Consider the following 19,792-nt stretch of genomic DNA (forward strand, 5'->3'; position numbering starts at 1 on the left):
TGCTTGCATACCTTTGCCGAGAGTCACCCCGCACGGCAAGGCCGTCTCACGCCAGGAACCCCCGCAGCAGCGCCGCCGTCCCCGAGCAGTGCTCCCGCATCATCTCCCGCGCCCCGTCGGCGTCCCCGTCGAGCACCGCGTCGACCAGCGCGGCGTGCTGGCGCTGGGAGTGCTCCAGGTTGCGCACGAGGAGCGGGATGCAGTCGAGGAGGTCGTTCACCGAGGCGCGTACCGCCGCGTACTGGGCGGTCAGCGTCGGCGAGCCGCACAGCTCGGCCAGGGTGAGGTGGAGCAGCGTGTCCAGGCGCCGGTAGTCGGACAGCGGAGCGTCCTGCGTGCGGGCCAGGGCCTCGCGCAGCCGGTCCGCCTGCTCCTCGGTCAGGCCGTGGGTCGCGCACAGGCCTGCCGCCCCCACCTCCAGCACCTCCCGGAAGCGCAGCACGTCCTCGATGTCGACCTCGGTGATCCGCCGCCGCAGCTCGTCCTCGCCGCCCGCGTCCGACTTCGGCAGCACGAACGTCCCGCCGTAGCGCCCTCGACGGGACTCCACCAACCCCTGATCCTGAAGCACCTTGAGCACTTCCCGCAGGGTCACCCGGCTGATCCCGAGCCGCTCCGCCAGCTCCCGCTCGGCGGGCAGCCGCTCGCCGCCCGGCACCAGGCCAAGGCGTACGACCTGCAGGATCTGCTCCAGCGCCTCCTCGAAACCGTTGCCCGCCCGCACCGGCCGCAGCACCGGCGTGAGCCGGTCGTCCGGGCCGTCGTCAGCGTCCACTGTCATGTGGCCGCGCCCCCTTCCCAAGCAATGGTCTTCCGCAATACCTTATGGCTTCCGGCCCGGTCGAAAAAGCGCGAAGAAGCCGAAGGAGCGTTCCGTGGCAGACCGCACACCCCCGCTCGGCGTCGAGGAGCTGCACGCCCTCGTCGCGAGCGGTGAGATCGACACTGTCGTCCTGGCCTTCCCCGATATGCAAGGGCGGCTCCAGGGCAAGCGGTTCGCCGCCCGCTTCTTCCTCGACGAGGTCCTCCACCACGGCACCGAGGGCTGCAACTACCTCCTCGCCGTCGACACCGAGATGAACACCGTCGACGGCTACGCGATGTCCTCCTGGGACCGCGGCTACGGCGACTTCGCCATGCACCCCGACCTCAGCACCCTGCGCCGCGTCCCGTGGAACGCCGGCACGGCGATGCTGATCGCCGACCTCGCCTGGAACGACGGATCGCCCGTCGTCGCCGCCCCGCGGCAGATCCTGCGCCGCCAGCTGGAGCGCCTCGCCGAGCACGGGTTCACCGCCCAGGTCGGCACCGAGCTGGAGTTCATCGTCTTCAAGGACACCTACGAGCAGGCCTGGGACGCGGGCTACCAGGGGCTGACCCCGGCCAACCAGTACAACATCGACTACTCGGTGCTCGGCACGGGCCGCATCGAGCCCCTGCTCCGCCGCATCCGCAACGACATGACCGGAGCCGGCCTCACCGTCGAGTCCGCCAAGGGCGAGTGCAACCCGGGCCAGCACGAGATCGTGTTCAAGTACGACGAGGCCGTGGTCACCTGCGACCAGCACGCGATCTACAAGACCGGCACCAAGGAGATCGCCGCCCAGGAGGGTGTGTCGATCACCTTCATGGCCAAGTACAACGAGCGCGAGGGCAACTCCTGCCACATCCACCTCTCGCTCGCGGACGCCGCCGGCAACAACGCCATGGCCGGGGACGGCGAGGGCGGCATGTCGGACGTCATGCGCCACTTCCTCGCCGGACAGCTGGCCGCACTCCGCGACTTCTCGCTGCTCTACGCCCCCAACATCAACTCCTACAAGCGGTTCCAGCCGGGCTCCTTCGCCCCGACCGCCGTCGCCTGGGGCCACGACAACCGCACCTGCGCCCTCCGAGTGGTCGGCCACGGCCGCTCGATGCGCTTCGAGAACCGGCTGCCCGGCGGCGACGTCAACCCGCACCTCGCGGTGGCCGGACTCGTCGCGGCGGGGCTGTACGGCATCGAGCAGAAGCTGGAGCTTCCCGAGGCGTGTGCGGGGAACGCGTACACCGCCGAGTACGCCCACGTGCCCACCACGCTCCGCGAGGCCGCCGAGCTCTGGGAGAACAGCCCGATCGCCAAGGCCGCCTTCGGCGACGAGGTCGTCGCGCACTACCGCAACATGGCGCGGGTCGAGCTGGACGCCTTCGACGCCGCGGTGACCGACTGGGAGCTGCGTCGCTCCTTCGAACGCATGTGAGAGGTCTTTCCTTGTCGTACGAGCCTGAGCTCCAGGTACTCAATCCGGCCACCGAAGAGGTGGTCGCCACCGTCCCGGCCGCGACCGCCGCCGACGTGGACGCGGCCGTCGTACGCGCGACGAAGGCCCAGGCCGCCTGGGCCGCCCTCGCGCCCGGCGACCGGGCCCGGCTGCTGCGGCGGTTCGCCACCGCGGTCGACGAACACCTCGAAGAGCTGGCCCGGTTGGAGGTCCGGGAGGCCGGACACACCGTCGGCAACGCCCGCTGGGAGGCGGGCAACGTCCGCGATCTGCTCGACTACGCGGCCGGGGGAGTGGAGCGGCTTACCGGCCGCCAGATCCCGGTCCCGGGCGGCCTGGACATCACGATCCTCGAACCGCTGGGCGTCGTCGGCGTCATCGCGCCCTGGAACTTCCCGATGCCGATCGCGGCGTGGGGGACCGCTCCTGCGCTGGCGGCGGGGAACGCGGTGATCCTCAAGCCCGCGGAGACGACCCCGCTGACCGCCCTGCGACTGGCCGAACTCGCCCTGGAGGCGGGCCTGCCCGAGGGGCTGTTCCAGGTTCTCCCCGGACACGGCCACATCGCCGGACGCGCCCTCGTCGACCACCCCGACGTGGCGAAGATCGTGTTCACCGGCTCCACCCGCACCGGCCGCGAGGTCATGGAGCGCGGCGCCCGCCTGGTCAAGCCGGTCACCCTCGAACTCGGCGGCAAGAGCCCGAACATCGTCTTCGCGGACGCCGATCTCAAGACCGCCGTGGACCCCTTCTCCTTCCTCGACAACTCCGGCCAGGACTGCTGCGCCCGCACCCGCATCCTGGTCCAGGAGTCCGTGTACGACGAGGTCCGCGAGCTGCTCGCCGACGCGCTGTCCGCCGTCGTCGTGGGAGACCCGGCCGACGAGAAGACGCAGATGGGCCCGCTGATCTCCCGTCAGCAGCTGGACCGCGTACGGTCGTTCGTGCCGGACGACGCCCCGGCCCTGCGCGGCAGCGCCCCCGCCGGGCCCGGCTTCTGGTTCGCGCCGACCGTCCTCACGGGGGAGCGGCACGACTCCGAGGCGGCCCGGGAGGAGATCTTCGGCCCGGTCGCGGTGCTCCTGCCCTTCACCGACGAGGCGGACGCGATCCGCCTCGCCAACGACACCCCGTACGGCCTCTCCGGCTCCATCTGGACCCGTGACGTAGGCCGCGCGCTCCGCGTCTCCCGGGCGGTCCGGGCCGGCAACCTGTCCGTCAACTCCCACTCCAGCGTCCGCTACTGGACCCCCTTCGGCGGCTACAAGCAGTCCGGCGTCGGCCGCGAGCTCGGCCCGGACGCCCTCGCCGCCTTCACCGAAACCAAGAACGTCTTCATCAGCACGGAGGGCCCCGCACAGTGACCGAACAGATGGTGTGCCGCCGCCTCGTCGGCCGTACCGCAGTCATCACCGGAGCCGGCAGCGGCATCGGCCTCGCCACCGCCCGCCGGCTCGCCTCCGAGGGCGCGCACGTCGTCTGCGGCGACGTCGACGAGCAGCGCGGCAAGGCGGCCGCCGAGGCGGTCGGCGGGATCTTCGTGAAGGTCGACGTCACCGACCCGGAGCAGGTCGAGGCCCTGTTCAGGACGGCGTACGACACCTACGGCAGCGTCGACGTCGCCTTCAACAACGCGGGCATCTCGCCGCCCGACGACGACTCCATCCTGGAGACCGGCCTGGAGGCCTGGAAGCGCGTCCAGGAGGTCAACCTCACCTCCGTCTACCTGTGCTGCAAGGCCGCGATTCCCTACATGCAGCGGCAGGGCAGGGGCTCGATCATCAACACGGCGTCCTTCGTGGCGCGGATGGGCGCCGCCACGTCCCAGATCTCGTACACGGCGTCCAAGGGTGGCGTTCTGGCCATGTCCCGCGAACTGGGCGTGCAGTTCGCGCGGGAGGGCATCCGCGTGAACGCCCTCTGCCCGGGCCCGGTCAACACCCCGCTCCTGCAGGAGCTGTTCGCAAAGGACCCCGAGCGGGCCGCCCGCCGTCTCGTCCACATCCCGGTCGGCCGGTTCGCCGAGGCCGAGGAGATCGCCGCCGCCGTCGCCTTCCTGGCCAGCGACGACTCCTCCTTCGTCAACGCCAGCGACTTCCTCGTGGACGGCGGCATCTCGGGGGCGTACGTCACACCGCTGTAAATCGCGCCCTACAGTGCCGGGATGAGCGTGACGCCGCCATCCGGCCGGTACACCGACGAGGCCTCCGGACGCGCGAAAGCCGTGGCCCTCACGACCACCGGGACCGTCCTCGTCGCCGCGATCGTCACCGGGGCGCTCGCGCTCGGCGAGGACGACGGCGGCGGGGTGGCGGCGGACACCGTGCCCGGGGCCGTGACCTCCACGGCCGCCGACGACCCGGCCGTCGTGGTGGACCGGCTCCACGGCATCACCCTGCCGCTGCCCGAGGGCTGGGTCCGACCGAAGAGCGTCGACCGGGGCGGCGTCGCCATGACCACGGACGGCGTCTACGACTGTCCCGCAGGCGTCGGCCGCTGCCGGCACGGCACGGTCCTCACGCGCGCGGTGCCCCTGAACGACGGGAAGTCCGCCGAGGCCCTCGCCAAGGAGGACATCCCGGCGGCGGCCCACCGGGCCTACGACCGCGACGCCCTGGGCCGGCGCCCCTACGGCGGCATCGAGTCCCACCAGAGCGTGAAGTCCGGGCAGGTCGCGGTGGCGGGCCGCCCCGGGTACCTCGTGCGCTGGCGGGTGAGGACCGCCCGGGGCCCCGGCGGCTATGTGCAGTCGCTGGCCCTTCCGGCCGGCGTCGGCAGGAAGTCGCCGCTCGTCGTCCGCTTCGTCTTCGACGCGGGTCCGGACGGACCGCCGCTCGCCGACATGGACGAGATCGCCCGGGGCATCGGCCCGGCCGACTGACCTACAGGAACGTATGACCTTCCCCGCGATACGTCGGGACGGTCGCCGTCACCGCGTCGCCCTCGATCAGGTGCAGCACCTCGAACCGCTCGCACAGTTCACCAGCCTTGGCGTGCCGGAACCACACCTTGTCGCCGATCAGCAGGTCGTCGGCGGGCGAGCCGAGCAGGGGCGTCTGCACCTCGCCGGGCCCTTCCTGGGGGTCGTACTTCAGCCCCTCCGGCAGATACGGCACCGGCAGCCGGTCGGGCCCGGCCGCACCGGAGGCGGGATACCCGCCGCCGAGGACGGTCACGACGCCGACACCGGGCCGCCGTACGACGGGGTGGGCGTAGAGCGCGGCCGGACGGCCGCTGAAGGCCGTGTAGTTGTCGAACAGCCGCGGCACGTACAGCCCCGACCCGGCGCCGATCTCGGTGACCGCGTCCTCCGCGGCGGTGTGCTGCACGCTCCCCGTGCCGCCGCCGTTGACGAACTCCAGGTCCGGCACCACGGCCCGCACCGCACGCACCACCGCGGCGCGCCGCTCGGCGAGTTCCCGGCGGGCGGTGGCCTGCATCAGCCGTACGGCCCGCGAACGCAGCGGCCGCCCGGCGATCGCGTCCCCGACACCGGCGATGTGCCCCTCGTACGCCATGATCCCCACGACCTTGAACCCCGGCCGCCGGGCCACGGCACGGGCCATGTCGGCGACCTGGCCGGGGGAGTGCAGCGGGGACCGGCGGGCCCCGACGCGGACGCGGCCGCCCAGCAGCTTCAGGGAGGTGTCCAACTCCAGGCAGACACGGATGACTTCGCGCCCGCCGTCGCGCGCCTCGTCGATGAACCGGAGCTGCGCGGGGTCGTCGACCATCACGGTCACGGCGGCGGCGAGCTTGGGATCGGCGGCCAGCTCGGCGAAGGCGGCCCGGTCGGCGGAGGGGTAGGCGAGCAGGATGTCGTCGAATCCGCCCCGGGCCAGCCACAGGGACTCGGCGAGGGTGAAGGACATGATGCCCGCGAACCCGTCCCTCGCGAGCACCCGCTCCAGCAGGGCCCGGCAGCGTACGGACTTGCTGGCGACGCGGATCGGCTTGCCCCCGGCGCGGCGGACGAGATCGTCCGCGTTCGCGTCGAAGGCGTCCAGGTCCACGATCGCGAGGGGGGCGTCGAGAGGGGCGGTGGCCCGGTCGTAACGGGCCCGGTCGGCGGCGCGCGCAGTCATGAACGAAGCCTGCCAGACAGGATTACCGCAGGGTAGGGGGACGTTCCGGGCAGATGCCCCGGGGTCGTGGACTGGTTCCCGTTCGCCCCCTGACACGCCGTAGAGTGACGCGCACGCACGGAGGATCGGCCCCGGTCGCACACCATCCGGGGATGCCGTTCCGTCCGTGCGGGTATGCGTGCCCGGACGACCGAATCCGCGCCGGGCCCGGGAGACCTGCAACGGCCCGCGCACGAGAACGGCCCGGGCACGAGGAAACGGGGGGTGCATGAGCACGGAAGCACGTCGCGCCTCCATCCCTCCACGCCCGTCCCGGCCGCCGTTGTCCGGCGACGGCGACACGGAGGGCGGAGAGCGGTCCGAGACGCCGGGTTCCCCAGGGCGCCCGCCGATACAGGCGAGCGGCACCGACTCCGGTCCCGGTCCCGCGGCGGGCCGTGGTGGCGGCGCTGCGGCCCCGTCGCCCGAGACCTCATCGGGCCCGGGCGGGCCCGGCCCGGGTACGTCGAACCCGAGGGACCCGTTCCCCGGCAGTTCCACCCCCGTGACCACGCCGCCGCCCCCGGCGACCCCGCCCCCGCCTCCGGCCTCGGCCCGCTTCCCGGACGCACCACCGGCGCCCGGCCACGGCGCCCGGCCCGACAGCACCGGCACGAGTACACCGACCGTCCCGTCGCCGGCGCCGGCTTCCGCGCCGCATCGGCCGCCGACCGGGATGCCCGCGCCCGGCCACGTCGCCCGGCCCGCCAACACCGGCACGAGCACACCGACCGTCCCGCCGCCGGCGCCGGCTTCCGCGCCGTATCGGCCGCCGACCGGGATGCCCGCGCCCGGCCACGTCGCCCGGCCCGACAGCACCGGCACGAGCACACCGACCGTCCCGCCGCCGGCGCCGGCTTCCGCGCCGCATCGGCCGCCGACCGGGATGCCCGCGCCCGGCCACGGCGCCCGGCCCGACAGCACCGGCACGAGTACACCGACCGTCCCGTCGCCGGCGCCGGCTTCCGCGCCGCATCGGCCGCCCACCGGGATGCCGACGCCCGGCGTCGTACCGCCGCGGCCCGGTTTTCAGCCCCCCGTGCCGCCACGCCGTACCGGTGCCCCTGCCGAGACCGCGTCCGAGACGACCTTCCGCATGCGGCCGATCCCCGCGGACCCCGCGCCCGCCGTGCCGCCCATGCCCCGGACCACGCCCGGCAGCACCGGCACGCCCGCCCGGCCCGACGTTCCGCCCCGCCCTCCGCACGAGGCACCCGCGGAGCGACCCGACGCCGCCCCTCTCTCCCCGGACCCGGCCCTCTCCTGGAGCGCCCCCCTGCCCCCGCTGGCCAAGACCCGCGTCGGCGGTCGGCCCGTCGTCTCGTTCGGGCAGCCCGAGAGGTACGACGACAAGGCGCGGCCGCGGCCGCTCGGTGGGCGGTTCCGCTCCCGGACCGTCGCGGCGGCCGCCTGTGTGGTGCTCGGACTGGGACTCATCGGCGGTGCCGTGACCGGGAGTTGGCTGATCGGTGACTCGGCGGCGGCCGGGACGGGCGACAGCTTCGCCGTGGCCGGGAGCCTGTGGCACAGCGTGCCCGTCGACCAGCTGTTCCCGCCCACCGTCGCGGGCAAGGGTGCGGGCCCCGGGGGCGCCGACCGCGCCTGGACGCGGATCGCCGTCGCACCGGACACCGGCTGCGAGGACGCCTTCGACCCGCTGCTCCAGAAGGCCCTCGCCCCCGTCGGCTGCGAGCGGCTCCTCCGCGCCACCTACACCGACGCCACCCAGAGCTACGTCACCACCGTCGGCCTCCTCTTCACCAAGGCCGACGCCACCGCCATGAAAGCCCTCAACACTCGCTTCACCAAACAGGGCCTGGACAGTCGCACCGACCTGATGCCCCGCCCGTACGCCGCGAAGAACACCGTCGCCGCCGACTTCGGCACCAAGCAGCGCGCCTCCTGGACCGTCTCCGTCCTCACCGACGCCCCCGTCGTCGTCTACGCCGTCTCCGGCTGGGCCGACGGCCGTACGGTGGACGACCCGGAGCCCGCCGAGCAGGCGATGGAGTCCGGCGCCACCACGGACCCCGCCCAGGCCGGCCTCGGAAACGAGGCGCAGGGTCTCGCCGACCGCGTCGAGCGGACCCTGCGCAAAACCGTCACCTCGCCCACGGAGCAGCCCTCATGAGCCGCGCGATCCGCAGGACCGGGCTCCTGAGCGTTTTCCTCGCCGCCTCGGTCGCCCTCGTCCCGCCCACCGCCGCGCACGCCGACAGCATCCGCGGCCAGCAGTGGGCCCTGGAGGCCATGCACACCCAGCAGGCCTGGCAGACCACGAAGGGCGCCGGCGTCACCGTCGCAGTCCTCGACACCGGCGTCGAGGACGACCACCCCGACCTCGTCGGCAACGTCCTCACCGGCAAGGACATGATCGGCTTCGGCGCCGAGCGCGGCGACCGCGCCTGGGCCCGGCACGGCACCGCGATGGCCGGCATCATCGCCGGGCACGGACACGGCGTAGGCAACGGCGACGGCGTCATGGGCATCGCCCCCGAGGCGAAGATCCTCCCCGTCCGCGTGATCCTGGAGGACGGCGACGACGCCCGCGCCAAGGCCCGCAACACCCGCGGCAACGCCCTCGCCCAGGGCATCCGCTGGGCCGCCGACCACGGCGCCGACGTCATCAACCTCTCCCTCGGCGACGACTCGTCCTCCGCGCATCCCGAACCCGCCGAGGACGAGGCCGTCCAGTACGCGCTGAAGAAGGGCGTGGTCGTCGTCGCCTCGGCCGGGAACGGCGGGGAGAAGGGCGACCACATCTCCTACCCGGCCGCCTACCCGGGCGTCATCGCCACCACCGCCGTCGACAAGTACGGCACCCGCGCTTCCTTCTCGACCCGCCGCTGGTACGCCACGGTCAGCGCCCCCGGCGTCAACGTCGTCATCGCCGATCCCGACCACAAGTACTACGAGGGCTGGGGCACCAGCGCGGCCTCCGCGTTCGTCTCGGGAGCGGTCGCCCTCATCAGGGCCGCCCACCCGGACCTGAAGCCCGCACAGATCAAGAAGCTCCTGGAGGACACGGCCCGCAACGCCCCCGCCGGCGGCCGCGACGACTCCCGGGGCTTCGGCTTCATCGACCCGGCGGCCGCGCTCAAGGCAGCCGACCGCCTCAAGCCGAAGGGCCTGCAGGCGGCGTCCTACGGCGACGAGTACTTCGGCTCGGGCCCCGACGCCCCGGAGTCGGCGGACGACACCGCGAGCTGGGCGGCCCCGCTCGCGGGCAGCCTCGGCGGCGTCCTGCTCGTCGTCGCGGTGGTCCTGTGGCGCGGCCGTCGCGGGCCGCGCCCCCACGAGGGCTACGACGGCTTCTAGGAGGGGCTAGCGAGCGGCCGAGGAGGCGGAGGGAGACGCGGACGCGCTCTCGCCGGTGAACACCGACACCGCCGCCTTCGCCGCCGCCTCGACCAGCGAAATGCCCTTCGCCTGAGTCGAGTTGCCCTTCGACAGCACGGCCACCAGATAGTCGTGGCCGTCCACGGTCACGCGCCCGATGCTGTTGATGTCCCACAGCGCGGTGGCGCTGCGCGGCAGCCAGCCGTTCTTCAGGGCCCACTCGGAGCCGTCGGCCGCCGCCGACACACCCCAGTGCTGGCCGGCGGCTATCTGCCCCATCAGCTCCTGGAGATACGACTGCGAGGACTCGCTCAGCTTCGAGTCGTCCCCGAACACCTGCTGGAGCAGGGTGAGTTGGTCGGCGGCCGTGGTCTGCGTCAGCCCCCACAGCGCACCGTCGCCGCCCTCGGTGTCCGTGAGCCCGAACGTCTCGTTCGCGGCGTCCAGCCCGTCCGCCTCGCCGATGATGTTCCACAGCGCCGTCGCGGAGGCGTTGTCGCTGTTCTCGATCATCGCGGTGGCGTACGACTTCTCCTGCGCGGTGAGCTGCGTACCCGCCTTCTGGTGCTGGAGCAGCAGCGTCGCCAGGATGTCGACCTTGACGATGCTCGCCGTGTCGAAGGCGTCGTCGCCGTACGTGGCGCTGTCCCCGGAGTCCAGGTCGAGGACCGCCACCGACACGTCCGCGTCGCCCGTCACGCTCACCGAGTCCATCGCGTCGGCGAGCAGCGAGTCGTAGTCCACCGTCGGCTGCGCGACAGGTTCCACCGATGCCACCTCCGAGGCCGGGGACGAGGGCGACGGCGAGGGCGACGGCGAGGCCGACGGCGAGGCCGACGATACGGGGCTCCCCCCGGAGTGCGCCTGTGCCTTCACGTACACCGTGCCCGCGGCCGTGGCGCCCAGGACGGCGACGGAGGCGAGGGCGGTGTACATCAGGGGGCGGCGCCGGGACGGGCGGGAGAGGTGTCGGTCGGCTCTGGAGGACTCCATGTTCGCGATGGTCGGGCCGCCGACTGTGCGGGCCGTTAGACGGAAGTTAGATGTGTGTCAGGGAAGTCTGAGAAATCCGTGAAAGGCGTCACGGGCAGGTTTCCGGGCCCGCACAAGCGCAGCAGCATCCCCCCGATAGGGTCGGTGACCGTGGCGAACAAGAACATTCCCGACTCCGGCTTCTCCGACGACGACGGCTCCGCCGACCCCCGGCTCAGCGCGGCGCTCGCGGCCTGGGCCGAGGACCGCGCCGCCGTGGGGCCCGTCCTGGAAGCGCTCAAGGGCGCCCGGCTGCTCGTCCCCGTCGTGGCCGTGCTCGGCGAGGTGGAGGAGGACGAGAACGGACTGCGCCGCGAGAAGACCAGCGACATGGCCGTCCCGACCCTGAAGGCCGGCCCCCGCACCGCCCTGCCCGCCTTCACGTCCACCGACTCGCTGGCCCGCTGGGACCCCGAGGCCCGCCCCGTCGCCGTACCGCTGCACCAGGCGCTGCAGGCCGCGGCGCACGAGAAGGCGGACACGGTCGTGCTGGACCTGGCCGGGCCGGTGCCGTTCGAGTTGACGGGACCCGCGCTGCGCGCGCTCGCGGAGGGGCGCACGACCGCCGACCCGCTCGCCGACCCGGCGGTACGCGAGGCGGTACGCGGCGCGGTGGCCGCCGAGACCGCCGTACTCCGTGCCCACCTCGGGCCCGGGCAGGCGGACGGCACTCTCGCCCTCGTACTGGATCCGGCAGCCGCTCCCGCCGAGGCCGCCCGGGCCGTCGCGGAGCGTCTCGCGGCCGACGAAACACTCAGGGCCCGCCTGGTGCGCGGCCTCGACCTGGCACTGCTGTCGGCCGGGGCGACGCCGCCGGGCGAGCCCTTGTACGTACGGGAATGAACTAGCCGTAGACCGGCCCGGTGTACTTCTCGCCCGGGCCCTGGCCCGGCTCGTCCGGGACGAGGGACGCCTCGCGGAACGCCAGCTGCAGGGACTTCAGGCCGTCGCGCAGCGGCGCGGCGTGGAAGGAGCTGATCTCGGTGGCGCTGCCGTCCAGCAGACCGGCCAGGGCGTGGATCAGCTTGCGGGCCTCGTCCAGGTCCTTGTACTTGTCACCCTCCTCCGTGAGGCCGAGCTTCACGGCGGCGGCGCTCATCAGGTTGACGGCGACCGTCACGATCACCTCGACGGCGGGGACCTCGGCGATGTCGCGGGTCATCTCGTCGAAGTCGGGGGACTGCGGGGCCTCGGGGGACTCGGCGGGGGTGTCACTCATGCCCCACACGATAGGCCCCGGTGCGCGACGGTTAGCACCACCCCCGGGAAGCTGCTAACCTTGTGTGACGACCGGCCGGACACGCATGTGTGTAAGTGTGACTGGCCCACAAGTGGAGGCTCCGATCTCCCACCTGACCGTCCCCCGGGACGGCGGGTCACCCCGGTCAGGCGGCCACCATCGTTCCGTACGGACGATGGAGTCGCCCGATACTGCGCCCCGCGATCATCGCGGCGGTGCTCCGGCAGTGCTTTGGAGCCCCGTCTTGTGATCGTCCGGGGCATTTTTTGTGCTTCGGCGCGGTTAGGTCTGTCGAACAGAGACAAACGCGGCCGTCCGCCAGATGGCCGTGTGGTGCTAACCGAGGAGGATCCATCAGCGCCGAGCCCCGCATCAACGACCGGATTCGCGTTCCCGAGGTGCGACTTGTCGGTCCCAGTGGCGAGCAGGTGGGCATTGTCCCGCTGGCCAAGGCACTGGAGCTTGCGCAGGAGTACGACCTGGACCTGGTCGAGGTCGCGGCGAACGCCCGTCCGCCCGTGTGCAAGCTCATGGACTACGGGAAGTTCAAGTACGAGTCGGCCATGAAGGCCCGTGAGGCGCGCAAGAACCAGGCGCACACGGTCATCAAGGAGATGAAGCTCCGGCCGAAGATCGACCCGCACGACTATGACACCAAGAAGGGTCACGTCGTCCGGTTCCTCAAGCAGGGCGACAAGGTCAAGATCACGATCATGTTCCGTGGTCGCGAGCAGTCCCGGCCCGAGCTGGGCTACCGACTGCTGCAGCGTCTCGCGTCGGACGTCGAGGACCTCGGCTTCATCGAGTCGAACCCGAAGCAGGACGGCCGGAACATGATCATGGTTCTCGGCCCGCACAAGAAGAAGACCGAGGCCATGGCCGAGGCTCGCCAGGCGCAGGAAGCCCGCAAGGCTGAGGCGAAGGCGAACCCCGGCAAGTCGCAGAACGCCGCGGAGACCGACGGCGTCGAGGACGAGCACGCCGTGGACGTCGAGGCGTCCGCCGAGGCTCCGGCCGAAGCGCCCGTCGAGGCTCCGGCCGAGGCGTGACCCCGGGGGACGCGAGTCCCCAGGTAACCGATACAAGAGCGACGTTCCACCGTGCCCGGTTTCACGACCGGGCACCGGAACGCCACCGACGAGGAGAGAACGGCGCTATGCCGAAGAACAAGTCGCACAGCGGTGCCAGCAAGCGCTTCAAGATCACCGGCTCCGGCAAGGTGCTCCGTGAGCGTGCCGGCAAGCGCCACCTGCTCGAGCACAAGTCGTCCCGCGTGACGCGTCGCCTCACCGGCAACGCCGAGATGGCCCCGGGCGACGCCGCGAAGATCAAGAAGCTTCTCGGCAAGTGATGCGGCGGCGCCTTCACTGAGCGCCCTGCGTCTGGTCCGGGACCCAATCGATACCGGGTCGTGTGAGTCCAACCACGGCCCCGCTACAAGGAGTTAACAAGTGGCACGCGTCAAGCGGGCAGTCAACGCCCACAAGAAGCGCCGGGCGATCCTCGAGGCGGCCTCCGGCTACCGCGGTCAGCGTTCGCGCCTGTACCGCAAGGCCAAGGAGCAGGTCACCCACTCGCTGGTCTACAACTACAACGACCGCAAGAAGCGCAAGGGTGACTTCCGTCGGCTGTGGATCCAGCGCATCAACGCCGCTGCCCGCGCCAACGGCATCACGTACAACCGCTTCATCCAGGGTCTGAACGCCGCGAACATCGAGGTCGACCGCAAGATCCTGGCCGAGCTGGCCGTCAACGACGCCACCGCGTTCGCGGCGCTCGTCGAGGTCGCCCAGAAGGCGCTGCCGGCGGACGTGAACGCGCCGAAGGCCGCGTGACGCTGGCGCTGGCTTGAAGCCGACGTGACTGGATGGACCCGCAGGCCTGGAGCCTGCGGGTCTGTTGTTTCCTGAACTCCTGAAGGTGACTCCATGCCCTCCGCCACCCCCGAGCTGATCTCCTCCCGTTCCCCCCGCGTCTCCGCCGCCCGGCGGCTCGCCCGGCGGAACTTCCGGGGCAAGGAGCGGCTGTTTCTCGCGGAGGGGCCGCAGGCCGTGCGGGAGGCCGCCGGGCATGTGGACACGCTCGTCGAGCTGTTCGCCACGGTCGAGGCCGCGGAGCGGTACGCCGACATCGTGGGGGAGGCCCGCGCCGCGGGGGCGCGCGTTCACCTCGCCGACGAGCAGGTCATCGCCGACATCTCCACCACCGTCACCCCGCAGGGTCTCGTCGGTGTCTGCCGGTTCCTCGACACCCCCTTCGAGGAGATCCTCGCCGCCCGGCCCAAGCTCGTCGCCGTGCTCGCGAACGTCCGCGACCCCGGCAACGCCGGGACCGTCCTGCGGTGCGCGGATGCCGCCGGTGCCGAGGCCGTCGTCCTGACCGACGCCTCCGTCGATCTCTACAACCCCAAGGCCGTACGGGCCTCCGTGGGTTCGCTGTTCCACCTCCCCGTCGCCGTCGGCGTCCCCGTGCAGGAGGCGGTCGAGGGGCTCAAGCGGGCCGGCGTGCGCATCCTCGCCGCCGACGGGGCCGGCACCGACGATCTCGACGACGAGCTCGACAAGGGGAGCATGGGCGGGCCCACCGCCTGGGTGTTCGGGAACGAGGCCTGGGGGCTTCCGGAGGAGACCCGCGCACTCGCGGACGCCGTGGTGCGCGTCCCGATCCACGGGAAGGCCGAGAGTCTGAACCTCGCCACCGCGGCCGCCGTATGTCTCTATGCGTCAGCCCGGGCACAGCGCGCCTCCGGAGGGTGCCGCTCCGTCACCGAGAGCTAGTAGGGTGACCAGCTCGGGGGCCCTGCGCCGTCTGAGAGGTGGGGTACGGGGATGAGTGTCGGCACGAGCAGCGCACCGGGTGCGCGGGACGTACGGGGTGCGTCCGCTTCGGGTCCCGGTGATCTCGCCGAGCTCGGCATCGATCCCGACCAGCTGCCCGACGGCCTCGTCGTCGCGGACGAACACCGGCGCGTGATCTGCTTCAACGCCGCCGCGGCCCGGATCACCGCCGTCGCCGCCGAGGACGCCCTCGGACAGCGGCTGGAGAAGGTCCTGCCGTTAGAGGACCTGGAGGGCCGGCGCTGGTGGGAGCTGACCGATCCGTACGGCGGACTCGCCATCCGGTCGCGGCAGCCCGAGCGCAATCTGCTCCTGCCCGGCGGCCGTGAGGTGCTCGTCTGCGCGCAGTACGTCCGCACCCGGCCCACCGGGCCCGTCCGCCGCGTCGTCGTCTCCCTGCGCGACACCGAGGCCCGCCGTCGCACCGAGCGCAGCCACGCCGAGCTGATCGCCACGGTCGCCCACGAACTGCGCTCGCCGCTCACCTCCGTCAAGGGCTTCACCGCCACCCTCCTCGCCAAGTGGGAACGGTTCACCGACGACCAGAAGCGGCTGATGCTGGAGACGGTCGACGCGGACGCCGACCGGGTCACCCGGCTCATCGCCGAGCTGCTGGACATCTCGCGGATCGACTCCGGTCGGCTCGAGCTCCGCCGCCAGCCCGTCGACATGGGCGCCGCCGTCGGGCGCCACATCCAGGCCTACGTCGCCGCCGGCCTCGCCGCCGACCGGTTCCTGCTGCGCATGGAGCAGCCCCTGCCCGCCCTGTGGGCCGATCCGGACAAGATCGACCAGGTGCTCAGCAACCTGCTGGAAAATGCCGTGCGACACGGCGAGGGAACCGTCACGATTGACATCACGCCCTCGGCGTCCCCGCGCGAGCGGGAGGACGCCAGCACGTCGGTCACGGTGAGCGACGAAGGCCCCGGCATCCCGGAGGAGTCCATGAACCGCGTCTTCACCCGCTTCTGGCGGGGCAGCAAGCGCGGTGGCACCGGCCTCGGGCTCTACATCGTCAAGGGCATCGTCGAGGCCCACGGCGGCACCATCACGGTCGGCCGCGCCCCCGGCGGCGGCGCCGAATTCCGATTTACGTTGCCCGTGAGCACTCCGGCCTATCTGACCTGAGTGCCCGCGGGCGCATTCGTATACCTCCACCCCGTTAGACTCGGCCTTTGGCACCTTTGTGTCCTTCACACGGCCCTGCGAGTCGGTGACGGGGACCTCCAGCCAGCCAATCGGAAGCACGGGAAGAGATGTCGGCACCGAATAAGTCGTACGACCCTGTAGAGGTCGAGGCCTTGAAACCGGAAGAGATCGAGCGCATGCGGGACGAGGCGCTCGCCGCCTTCGCCGCCGCGGGCTCCCTCGACGCGCTCCAGGAGGCCAAGGTCGCCCACACCGGCGGCACCTCCCCGCTGGCCCTCGCCAACCGCGAGATCGGCGCCCTGCCCCCGCACGCCAAGGCAGCCGCCGGCAAGCTGGTCGGCCAGGCCCGCGGTGCGGTGAACAAGGCCCTGGCCGTCCGCCAGACCGAGCTGGAGGCCGAGCGCGACGCGCGCGTGCTGGTCGAGGAGGCGGTGGACGTCACGCTGCCCCACGACCGCGTGCCGGCCGGCGCCCGCCACCCGCTCACCACGCTCTCCGAGCGCATCGAGGACGTCTTCGTGGCCATGGGCTACGAGGTCGCCGAGGGCCCGCAGGTCGAGGCCGAGTGGTTCAACTTCGACGCGCTCAACATCGGCCCGGACCACCCGGCCCGAGGCGAGGCCGACACCTTCTTCGTCCAGGGCCCGGAGGGCGGCACCGAGTCCGGTGTCGTGCTGCGCACCCACACCTCGCCCGTACAGATCCGCTCGCTGCTCGACCGTGAGCTGCCGGTCTACGTGATCTGTCCCGGCGTCGTGTACCGCACCGACGAGCTGGACGCCACGCACACGCCTGTCTTCCGCCAGGTCGAGCTGCTCGCCGTGGACGAGGGCCTCACCATGGCCGACCTCAAGGGCACGATGGACCACATGGTCCAGGCCCTGTTCGGCGAGGGCATGAAGACCCGGCTGCGGCCGAACTTCTTCCCGTTCACCGAGCCGTCCGCCGAGATGGACATGGTCTGCTATGTCTGCCGCGGCGAGTCCGTCGGCAACCCCGACCGCCCCTGCCGCACCTGCTCCAGCGAGGGCTGGATCGAGCTCGGCGGCTGCGGCATGGTCAACCCCAAGGTGCTGACCGCCTGTGGCGTCGACCCGGAGAAGTACAGCGGGTTCGCCTTCGGGTTCGGCATCGAGCGGATGCTGATGTTCCGCCACAACGTCGAAGACATGCGAGACATGGTCGAGGGTGACGTCCGGTTCACCCGGCCGTTCGGGATGGAGATCTGATGCGGGTCCCGCTTTCTTGGCTGCGGGAGTACGTCGACCTGCCGGCGACGGAGACCGGCCGTGACGTCCAGGCCAAGCTCATTTCGGCGGGCCTCGAGGTCGAGGCCGTCGAGCACCTCGGCGCCGACCTCAAGGGCCCGCTGGTCGTCGGCCAGGTGCTGACCATCGAGGAGCTGGAGGGCTTCAAGAAGCCGATCCGCTTCTGCACGGTGAACGTCGGTCAGGCCAACGGCACCGGTGAGCCCCAGGAGATCGTCTGCGGCGCCCGCAACTTCGCCGTCGGCGACAAGGTCGTGGTCGTGCTCCCGGGCGCGGTCCTCCCCGGCAACTTCGCCATCGCCGCCCGCAAGACGTACGGCAAGACGTCCCACGGCATGATCTGCTCCGGCGACGAGCTGGGCATGGGCGACGACGGCAGCCACGGCATCATCGTGCTGCCGCCGGAGACCGAGGTCGGCAAGGACGCCATCGAGCTGCTCGAACTCGTTGACGAGGTCCTGGACATCGCCGTCACCGCAAACCGCGGCGACTGCCTGTCCATCCGCGGCGTCGCCCGCGAGACCGCCATCGCCTACGGCCTCCCGCTGAGCGACCCGGCCCTCCTCGACGTGCCCGGCCCGAACGCCTTCGGCTACCCGGTGCAGGTCTCCGACCCGATCGGCTGCGACCGCTTCACCGCGCGCACCGTCACCGGTCTGAGCCCCGAGGCGCGCTCCCCGCTCTGGCTGCAGCGCCGGCTGCAGAAGGTCGGCATGCGCCCGATCTCGCTCGCCGTCGACGTCACGAACTACGTGATGATGGAGCTCGGCCAGCCGCTGCACGCCTACGACCGCAACCTGGTCCAGGGCACCATCGGTGTACGCCGGGCCGAGGAGGGCGAGAAGATCGTCACCCTCGACGGTGTCGAGCGGAAGCTGCACGCCGAGGACCTGGTGATCACCGACGAGCGCGGCCCGATCGGCCTCGCCGGTGTCATGGGCGGCGCCAACACGGAGATCGCCGACCACACCGAGGCCGAGGGCACGACCGACGTGGTCATCGAGGCCGCGCACTTCGACCAGGTCGCGATCGCCCGTACGGCCCGTCGCCACAAGCTGTCCTCCGAGGCGTCCAAGCGCTTCGAGCGCGGCGTCGACCCGCAGGCCACGTCCGCCGCCGCCCAGCGCACGGTCGACCTGCTGGTGCTGCTCGCGGGCGGCTCCGCCGAGGCCGGCGTCACCGAGGTCATCGCCCCGTCCGCGCCGCACACCATCACCGTCCCGGCCAGTCACCCGGACAAGGTGGCGGGTGTCGAGTACGGCCGCGAGACCGTCGTACGCCGTCTCCAGCAGGTCGGCTGCGACGTGTACGGGCAGGACGAGCTGATCGTCACCGTCCCGTCCTGGCGTCCCGACCTCGCCGAAGTCAACGACCTGGCCGAAGAGGTCATCCGCCTGGAGGGCTACGAGAACCTGCCCTCCACGCTGCCGAAGCCGCCCTCCGGCCGTGGCCTCACCCACCGGCAGCGGCTGCACCGCCGCGTCGGGCGGGCGCTGGCCGGTGCCGGGTACGTCGAGGCGCCGAACTACCCCTTCATCGGCGAGCAGGTCTTCGACCAGCTCCTCCTGGAGGCCGACGACCCGGCCCGCCGTGTCGTCAAGCTGACCAACCCGCTCAACGACGAGGAGCCCGCGCTCCGTACGTCGCTGCTGCCGGGGCTGCTCGGTGCCCTGCGGCGCAACGACGGCCGGGGCTCGCACGACCTGGCGCTGTTCGAGACCGGTCTGGTCTTCCTTCCGCGCGAGAAGCAGCGGGTCGCCGTGTCGCTGCCCGTCGACCGGCGTCCGACCGACGAGGAGATCGCCGAGCTGAACGCCGCGCTGCCCGAGCAGCCGCGCCATGCCGCCGTCGTCCTCGCGGGCGCCCGCGAGCAGGCCGGCTGGTGGGGCAAGGGCCGTCCGGCCGACTGGGCCGACGCGGTCGAGGCGGCACGGGCGGTCGCCCGTGAGGCCGGTGCCGAACTGGTCGTCCGCCAGGGGCAGTACGGTCCGTGGCACCCGGGACGCTGCGCCGAGCTCGTGGTCGTCGTGGACGGTGCCGAGCGGGTCGTCGGTCACGCCGGTGAGCTGCACCCGCGGGTGGTGAAGGCGCTGGGGCTGCCCGCGCGCACCTCCGCGGCGGAGCTGAACCTGGACGTTCTGGAGGAGGTCGGCAACGACACCCCGCAGGCGCCGGGCATCTCCACGTTCCCGGTTGCCACCCAGGACGTCGCGCTGGTCGTCTCCCGCGAGGTTCCGCATGCCGAGGTCGAGGCCGCACTGCGTGAGGGTGCGGGTGAACTCCTCGAGGGGATCCGGCTGTTCGACGTGTACGAGAACGACGAGCAGCTCGGTGAGGGCAGGAAGTCGCTCGCGTACGCGCTGCGCTTCCGCGCGGCCGACCGGACGCTGACCGTCGACGAGGCGTCGGCGGCCCGGGACGCGGCGGTCGCCCTGGCCGGCGAGCGCGCGGGGGCGGTTCTGCGGAGCTAAAGCCCGGCGCTCGATGGGGCCCTCGCAGTCACCTCACTCGATTGAGTGAGTTGTACCGGTGATCTGGCCCT

Annotated in this window: 17 protein-coding genes and 1 pseudogene; 14 read left to right on the plus strand and 4 right to left on the minus strand. The window is 72.1% G+C overall.

Annotation, left to right across the window (positions count from 1 at the left end; genetic code table 11):
* Positions 1 to 46 precede the first annotated feature (46 nt).
* Positions 47 to 781: a FadR/GntR family transcriptional regulator gene (locus IG08_RS0125330; RefSeq protein WP_030606585.1), complete on the minus strand. Its 735-nt coding sequence runs from the start codon at positions 779 to 781 to the stop codon at positions 47 to 49.
* Between the two features lie 94 nt (positions 782 to 875).
* Between IG08_RS0125330 and IG08_RS0125335 the strand changes: the two genes are divergently transcribed.
* Genes IG08_RS0125335 through IG08_RS0125350 form a run of 4 tightly spaced genes read left to right on the plus strand, consistent with a single transcriptional unit; the run spans position 876 to position 5,142 of the window.
* Positions 876 to 2,240, plus strand: a complete 1,365-nt coding sequence (locus IG08_RS0125335) for a glutamine synthetase family protein (RefSeq protein ID WP_030606588.1) — start codon at positions 876 to 878, stop codon at positions 2,238 to 2,240.
* An 11-nt stretch (positions 2,241 to 2,251) separates the two neighbouring features.
* Positions 2,252 to 3,625, plus strand: a complete 1,374-nt coding sequence (locus IG08_RS0125340; protein ID WP_030606591.1) for an aldehyde dehydrogenase family protein — start codon at positions 2,252 to 2,254, stop codon at positions 3,623 to 3,625.
* A complete protein-coding gene (locus IG08_RS0125345; RefSeq protein ID WP_030606594.1) occupies positions 3,622 to 4,404 on the plus strand; it encodes a 3-oxoacyl-ACP reductase in 783 nt (260 codons plus the stop codon). The genes IG08_RS0125340 and IG08_RS0125345 overlap by 4 nt, the downstream gene beginning before the upstream one ends.
* A gap of 21 nt (positions 4,405 to 4,425) precedes the next feature.
* A complete protein-coding gene (locus tag IG08_RS0125350; protein ID WP_052424880.1) occupies positions 4,426 to 5,142 on the plus strand; it encodes a hypothetical protein in 717 nt (238 codons plus the stop codon).
* Position 5,143: 1 nt separating this feature from the next.
* Here the strand turns inward: IG08_RS0125350 and IG08_RS0125355 are convergent, their stop codons facing one another.
* Entirely contained in the window at positions 5,144 to 6,346 is a 1,203-nt protein-coding gene (locus tag IG08_RS0125355; protein WP_030606599.1) for an amino acid deaminase/aldolase, read from the minus strand.
* Positions 6,347 to 6,890: 544 nt separating this feature from the next.
* Here IG08_RS0125355 and IG08_RS0125360 point away from each other — a divergent pair.
* Both IG08_RS0125360 and mycP read left to right on the plus strand, forming a co-directional pair.
* The gene (locus IG08_RS0125360) at positions 6,891 to 8,516 is read left to right on the plus strand and encodes a hypothetical protein (RefSeq protein ID WP_338060168.1); all 1,626 of its coding nucleotides are present in this window, start codon (positions 6,891 to 6,893) and stop codon (positions 8,514 to 8,516) included.
* The gene (gene mycP, locus IG08_RS0125365; RefSeq protein ID WP_030606605.1) at positions 8,513 to 9,703 is read left to right on the plus strand and encodes a type VII secretion-associated serine protease mycosin; all 1,191 of its coding nucleotides are present in this window, start codon (positions 8,513 to 8,515) and stop codon (positions 9,701 to 9,703) included. The genes IG08_RS0125360 and mycP overlap by 4 nt, the downstream gene beginning before the upstream one ends.
* A gap of 6 nt (positions 9,704 to 9,709) precedes the next feature.
* Here mycP and IG08_RS0125370 read toward each other — a convergent pair whose 3' ends face one another.
* Positions 9,710 to 10,717: a serine hydrolase gene (locus IG08_RS0125370; protein WP_030606607.1), complete on the minus strand. Its 1,008-nt coding sequence runs from the start codon at positions 10,715 to 10,717 to the stop codon at positions 9,710 to 9,712.
* Between the two features lie 150 nt (positions 10,718 to 10,867).
* On the opposite strand from IG08_RS0125370, the gene IG08_RS0125375 reads away from it, so the two are divergent.
* Complete coding sequence (locus tag IG08_RS0125375; RefSeq protein ID WP_030606612.1) at positions 10,868 to 11,599, plus strand: SseB family protein; 732 nt, start codon at positions 10,868 to 10,870, stop codon at positions 11,597 to 11,599.
* A 1-nt stretch (position 11,600) separates the two neighbouring features.
* On the opposite strand, the gene IG08_RS0125380 is transcribed toward IG08_RS0125375, so the two are convergent.
* Positions 11,601 to 11,975 carry a DUF1844 domain-containing protein gene (locus IG08_RS0125380; protein ID WP_030606615.1) on the minus strand — a complete coding sequence of 125 codons (375 nt, stop codon included), beginning with the start codon at positions 11,973 to 11,975 and terminating at the stop codon, positions 11,601 to 11,603.
* Positions 11,976 to 12,324: 349 nt separating this feature from the next.
* On the opposite strand from IG08_RS0125380, the pseudogene infC reads away from it, so the two are divergent.
* The 7 genes and pseudogenes from infC (at position 12,325) to pheT (ending at position 19,721) form a co-directional block, all read left to right on the plus strand.
* Positions 12,325 to 13,045, plus strand: a pseudogene (gene infC, locus IG08_RS0125385) (translation initiation factor IF-3).
* A 107-nt stretch (positions 13,046 to 13,152) separates the two neighbouring features.
* Complete coding sequence (gene rpmI / locus IG08_RS0125390) at positions 13,153 to 13,347, plus strand: 50S ribosomal protein L35 (RefSeq protein WP_003977225.1); 195 nt, start codon at positions 13,153 to 13,155, stop codon at positions 13,345 to 13,347.
* 100 nt (positions 13,348 to 13,447) lie between these two features.
* Complete coding sequence (rplT, locus tag IG08_RS0125395; protein ID WP_020132316.1) at positions 13,448 to 13,831, plus strand: 50S ribosomal protein L20; 384 nt, start codon at positions 13,448 to 13,450, stop codon at positions 13,829 to 13,831.
* Positions 13,832 to 13,924: 93 nt separating this feature from the next.
* Positions 13,925 to 14,773, plus strand: a complete 849-nt coding sequence (locus IG08_RS0125400; protein ID WP_030606625.1) for a TrmH family RNA methyltransferase — start codon at positions 13,925 to 13,927, stop codon at positions 14,771 to 14,773.
* 51 nt (positions 14,774 to 14,824) lie between these two features.
* Positions 14,825 to 15,961: a sensor histidine kinase gene (locus IG08_RS0125405; protein WP_030606628.1), complete on the plus strand. Its 1,137-nt coding sequence runs from the start codon at positions 14,825 to 14,827 to the stop codon at positions 15,959 to 15,961.
* A 128-nt stretch (positions 15,962 to 16,089) separates the two neighbouring features.
* Positions 16,090 to 17,211, plus strand: a complete 1,122-nt coding sequence (pheS, locus tag IG08_RS0125410; protein ID WP_030606631.1) for a phenylalanine--tRNA ligase subunit alpha — start codon at positions 16,090 to 16,092, stop codon at positions 17,209 to 17,211.
* Positions 17,211 to 19,721 carry a phenylalanine--tRNA ligase subunit beta gene (pheT, locus tag IG08_RS0125415; RefSeq protein ID WP_030606634.1) on the plus strand — a complete coding sequence of 837 codons (2,511 nt, stop codon included), beginning with the start codon at positions 17,211 to 17,213 and terminating at the stop codon, positions 19,719 to 19,721. The genes pheS and pheT overlap by 1 nt, the downstream gene beginning before the upstream one ends.
* Positions 19,722 to 19,792: the final 71 nt, after the last annotated feature.

Source organism: Streptomyces fulvoviolaceus, from assembly GCF_000718165.1.
Classification (GTDB): domain Bacteria; phylum Actinomycetota; class Actinomycetes; order Streptomycetales; family Streptomycetaceae; genus Streptomyces; species Streptomyces fulvoviolaceus.

Coding starts and splice junctions, on each gene's coding strand:
- IG08_RS0125330 (WP_030606585.1), bottom strand. CDS start 781: ATGACAGTGGACGCTGACGACGGCCCGGACGACCGGCTCACGCCGGTG.
- IG08_RS0125350 (WP_052424880.1), top strand. CDS start 4,426: ATGAGCGTGACGCCGCCATCCGGCCGGTACACCGACGAGGCCTCCGGA.
- IG08_RS0125355 (WP_030606599.1), bottom strand. CDS start 6,346: ATGACTGCGCGCGCCGCCGACCGGGCCCGTTACGACCGGGCCACCGCC.
- mycP (WP_030606605.1), top strand. CDS start 8,513: ATGAGCCGCGCGATCCGCAGGACCGGGCTCCTGAGCGTTTTCCTCGCC.
- IG08_RS0125370 (WP_030606607.1), bottom strand. CDS start 10,717: ATGGAGTCCTCCAGAGCCGACCGACACCTCTCCCGCCCGTCCCGGCGC.
- IG08_RS0125380 (WP_030606615.1), bottom strand. CDS start 11,975: ATGAGTGACACCCCCGCCGAGTCCCCCGAGGCCCCGCAGTCCCCCGAC.
- rpmI (WP_003977225.1), top strand. CDS start 13,153: ATGCCGAAGAACAAGTCGCACAGCGGTGCCAGCAAGCGCTTCAAGATC.
- IG08_RS0125400 (WP_030606625.1), top strand. CDS start 13,925: ATGCCCTCCGCCACCCCCGAGCTGATCTCCTCCCGTTCCCCCCGCGTC.
- IG08_RS0125405 (WP_030606628.1), top strand. CDS start 14,825: ATGAGTGTCGGCACGAGCAGCGCACCGGGTGCGCGGGACGTACGGGGT.
- pheS (WP_030606631.1), top strand. CDS start 16,090: ATGTCGGCACCGAATAAGTCGTACGACCCTGTAGAGGTCGAGGCCTTG.
- pheT (WP_030606634.1), top strand. CDS start 17,211: ATGCGGGTCCCGCTTTCTTGGCTGCGGGAGTACGTCGACCTGCCGGCG.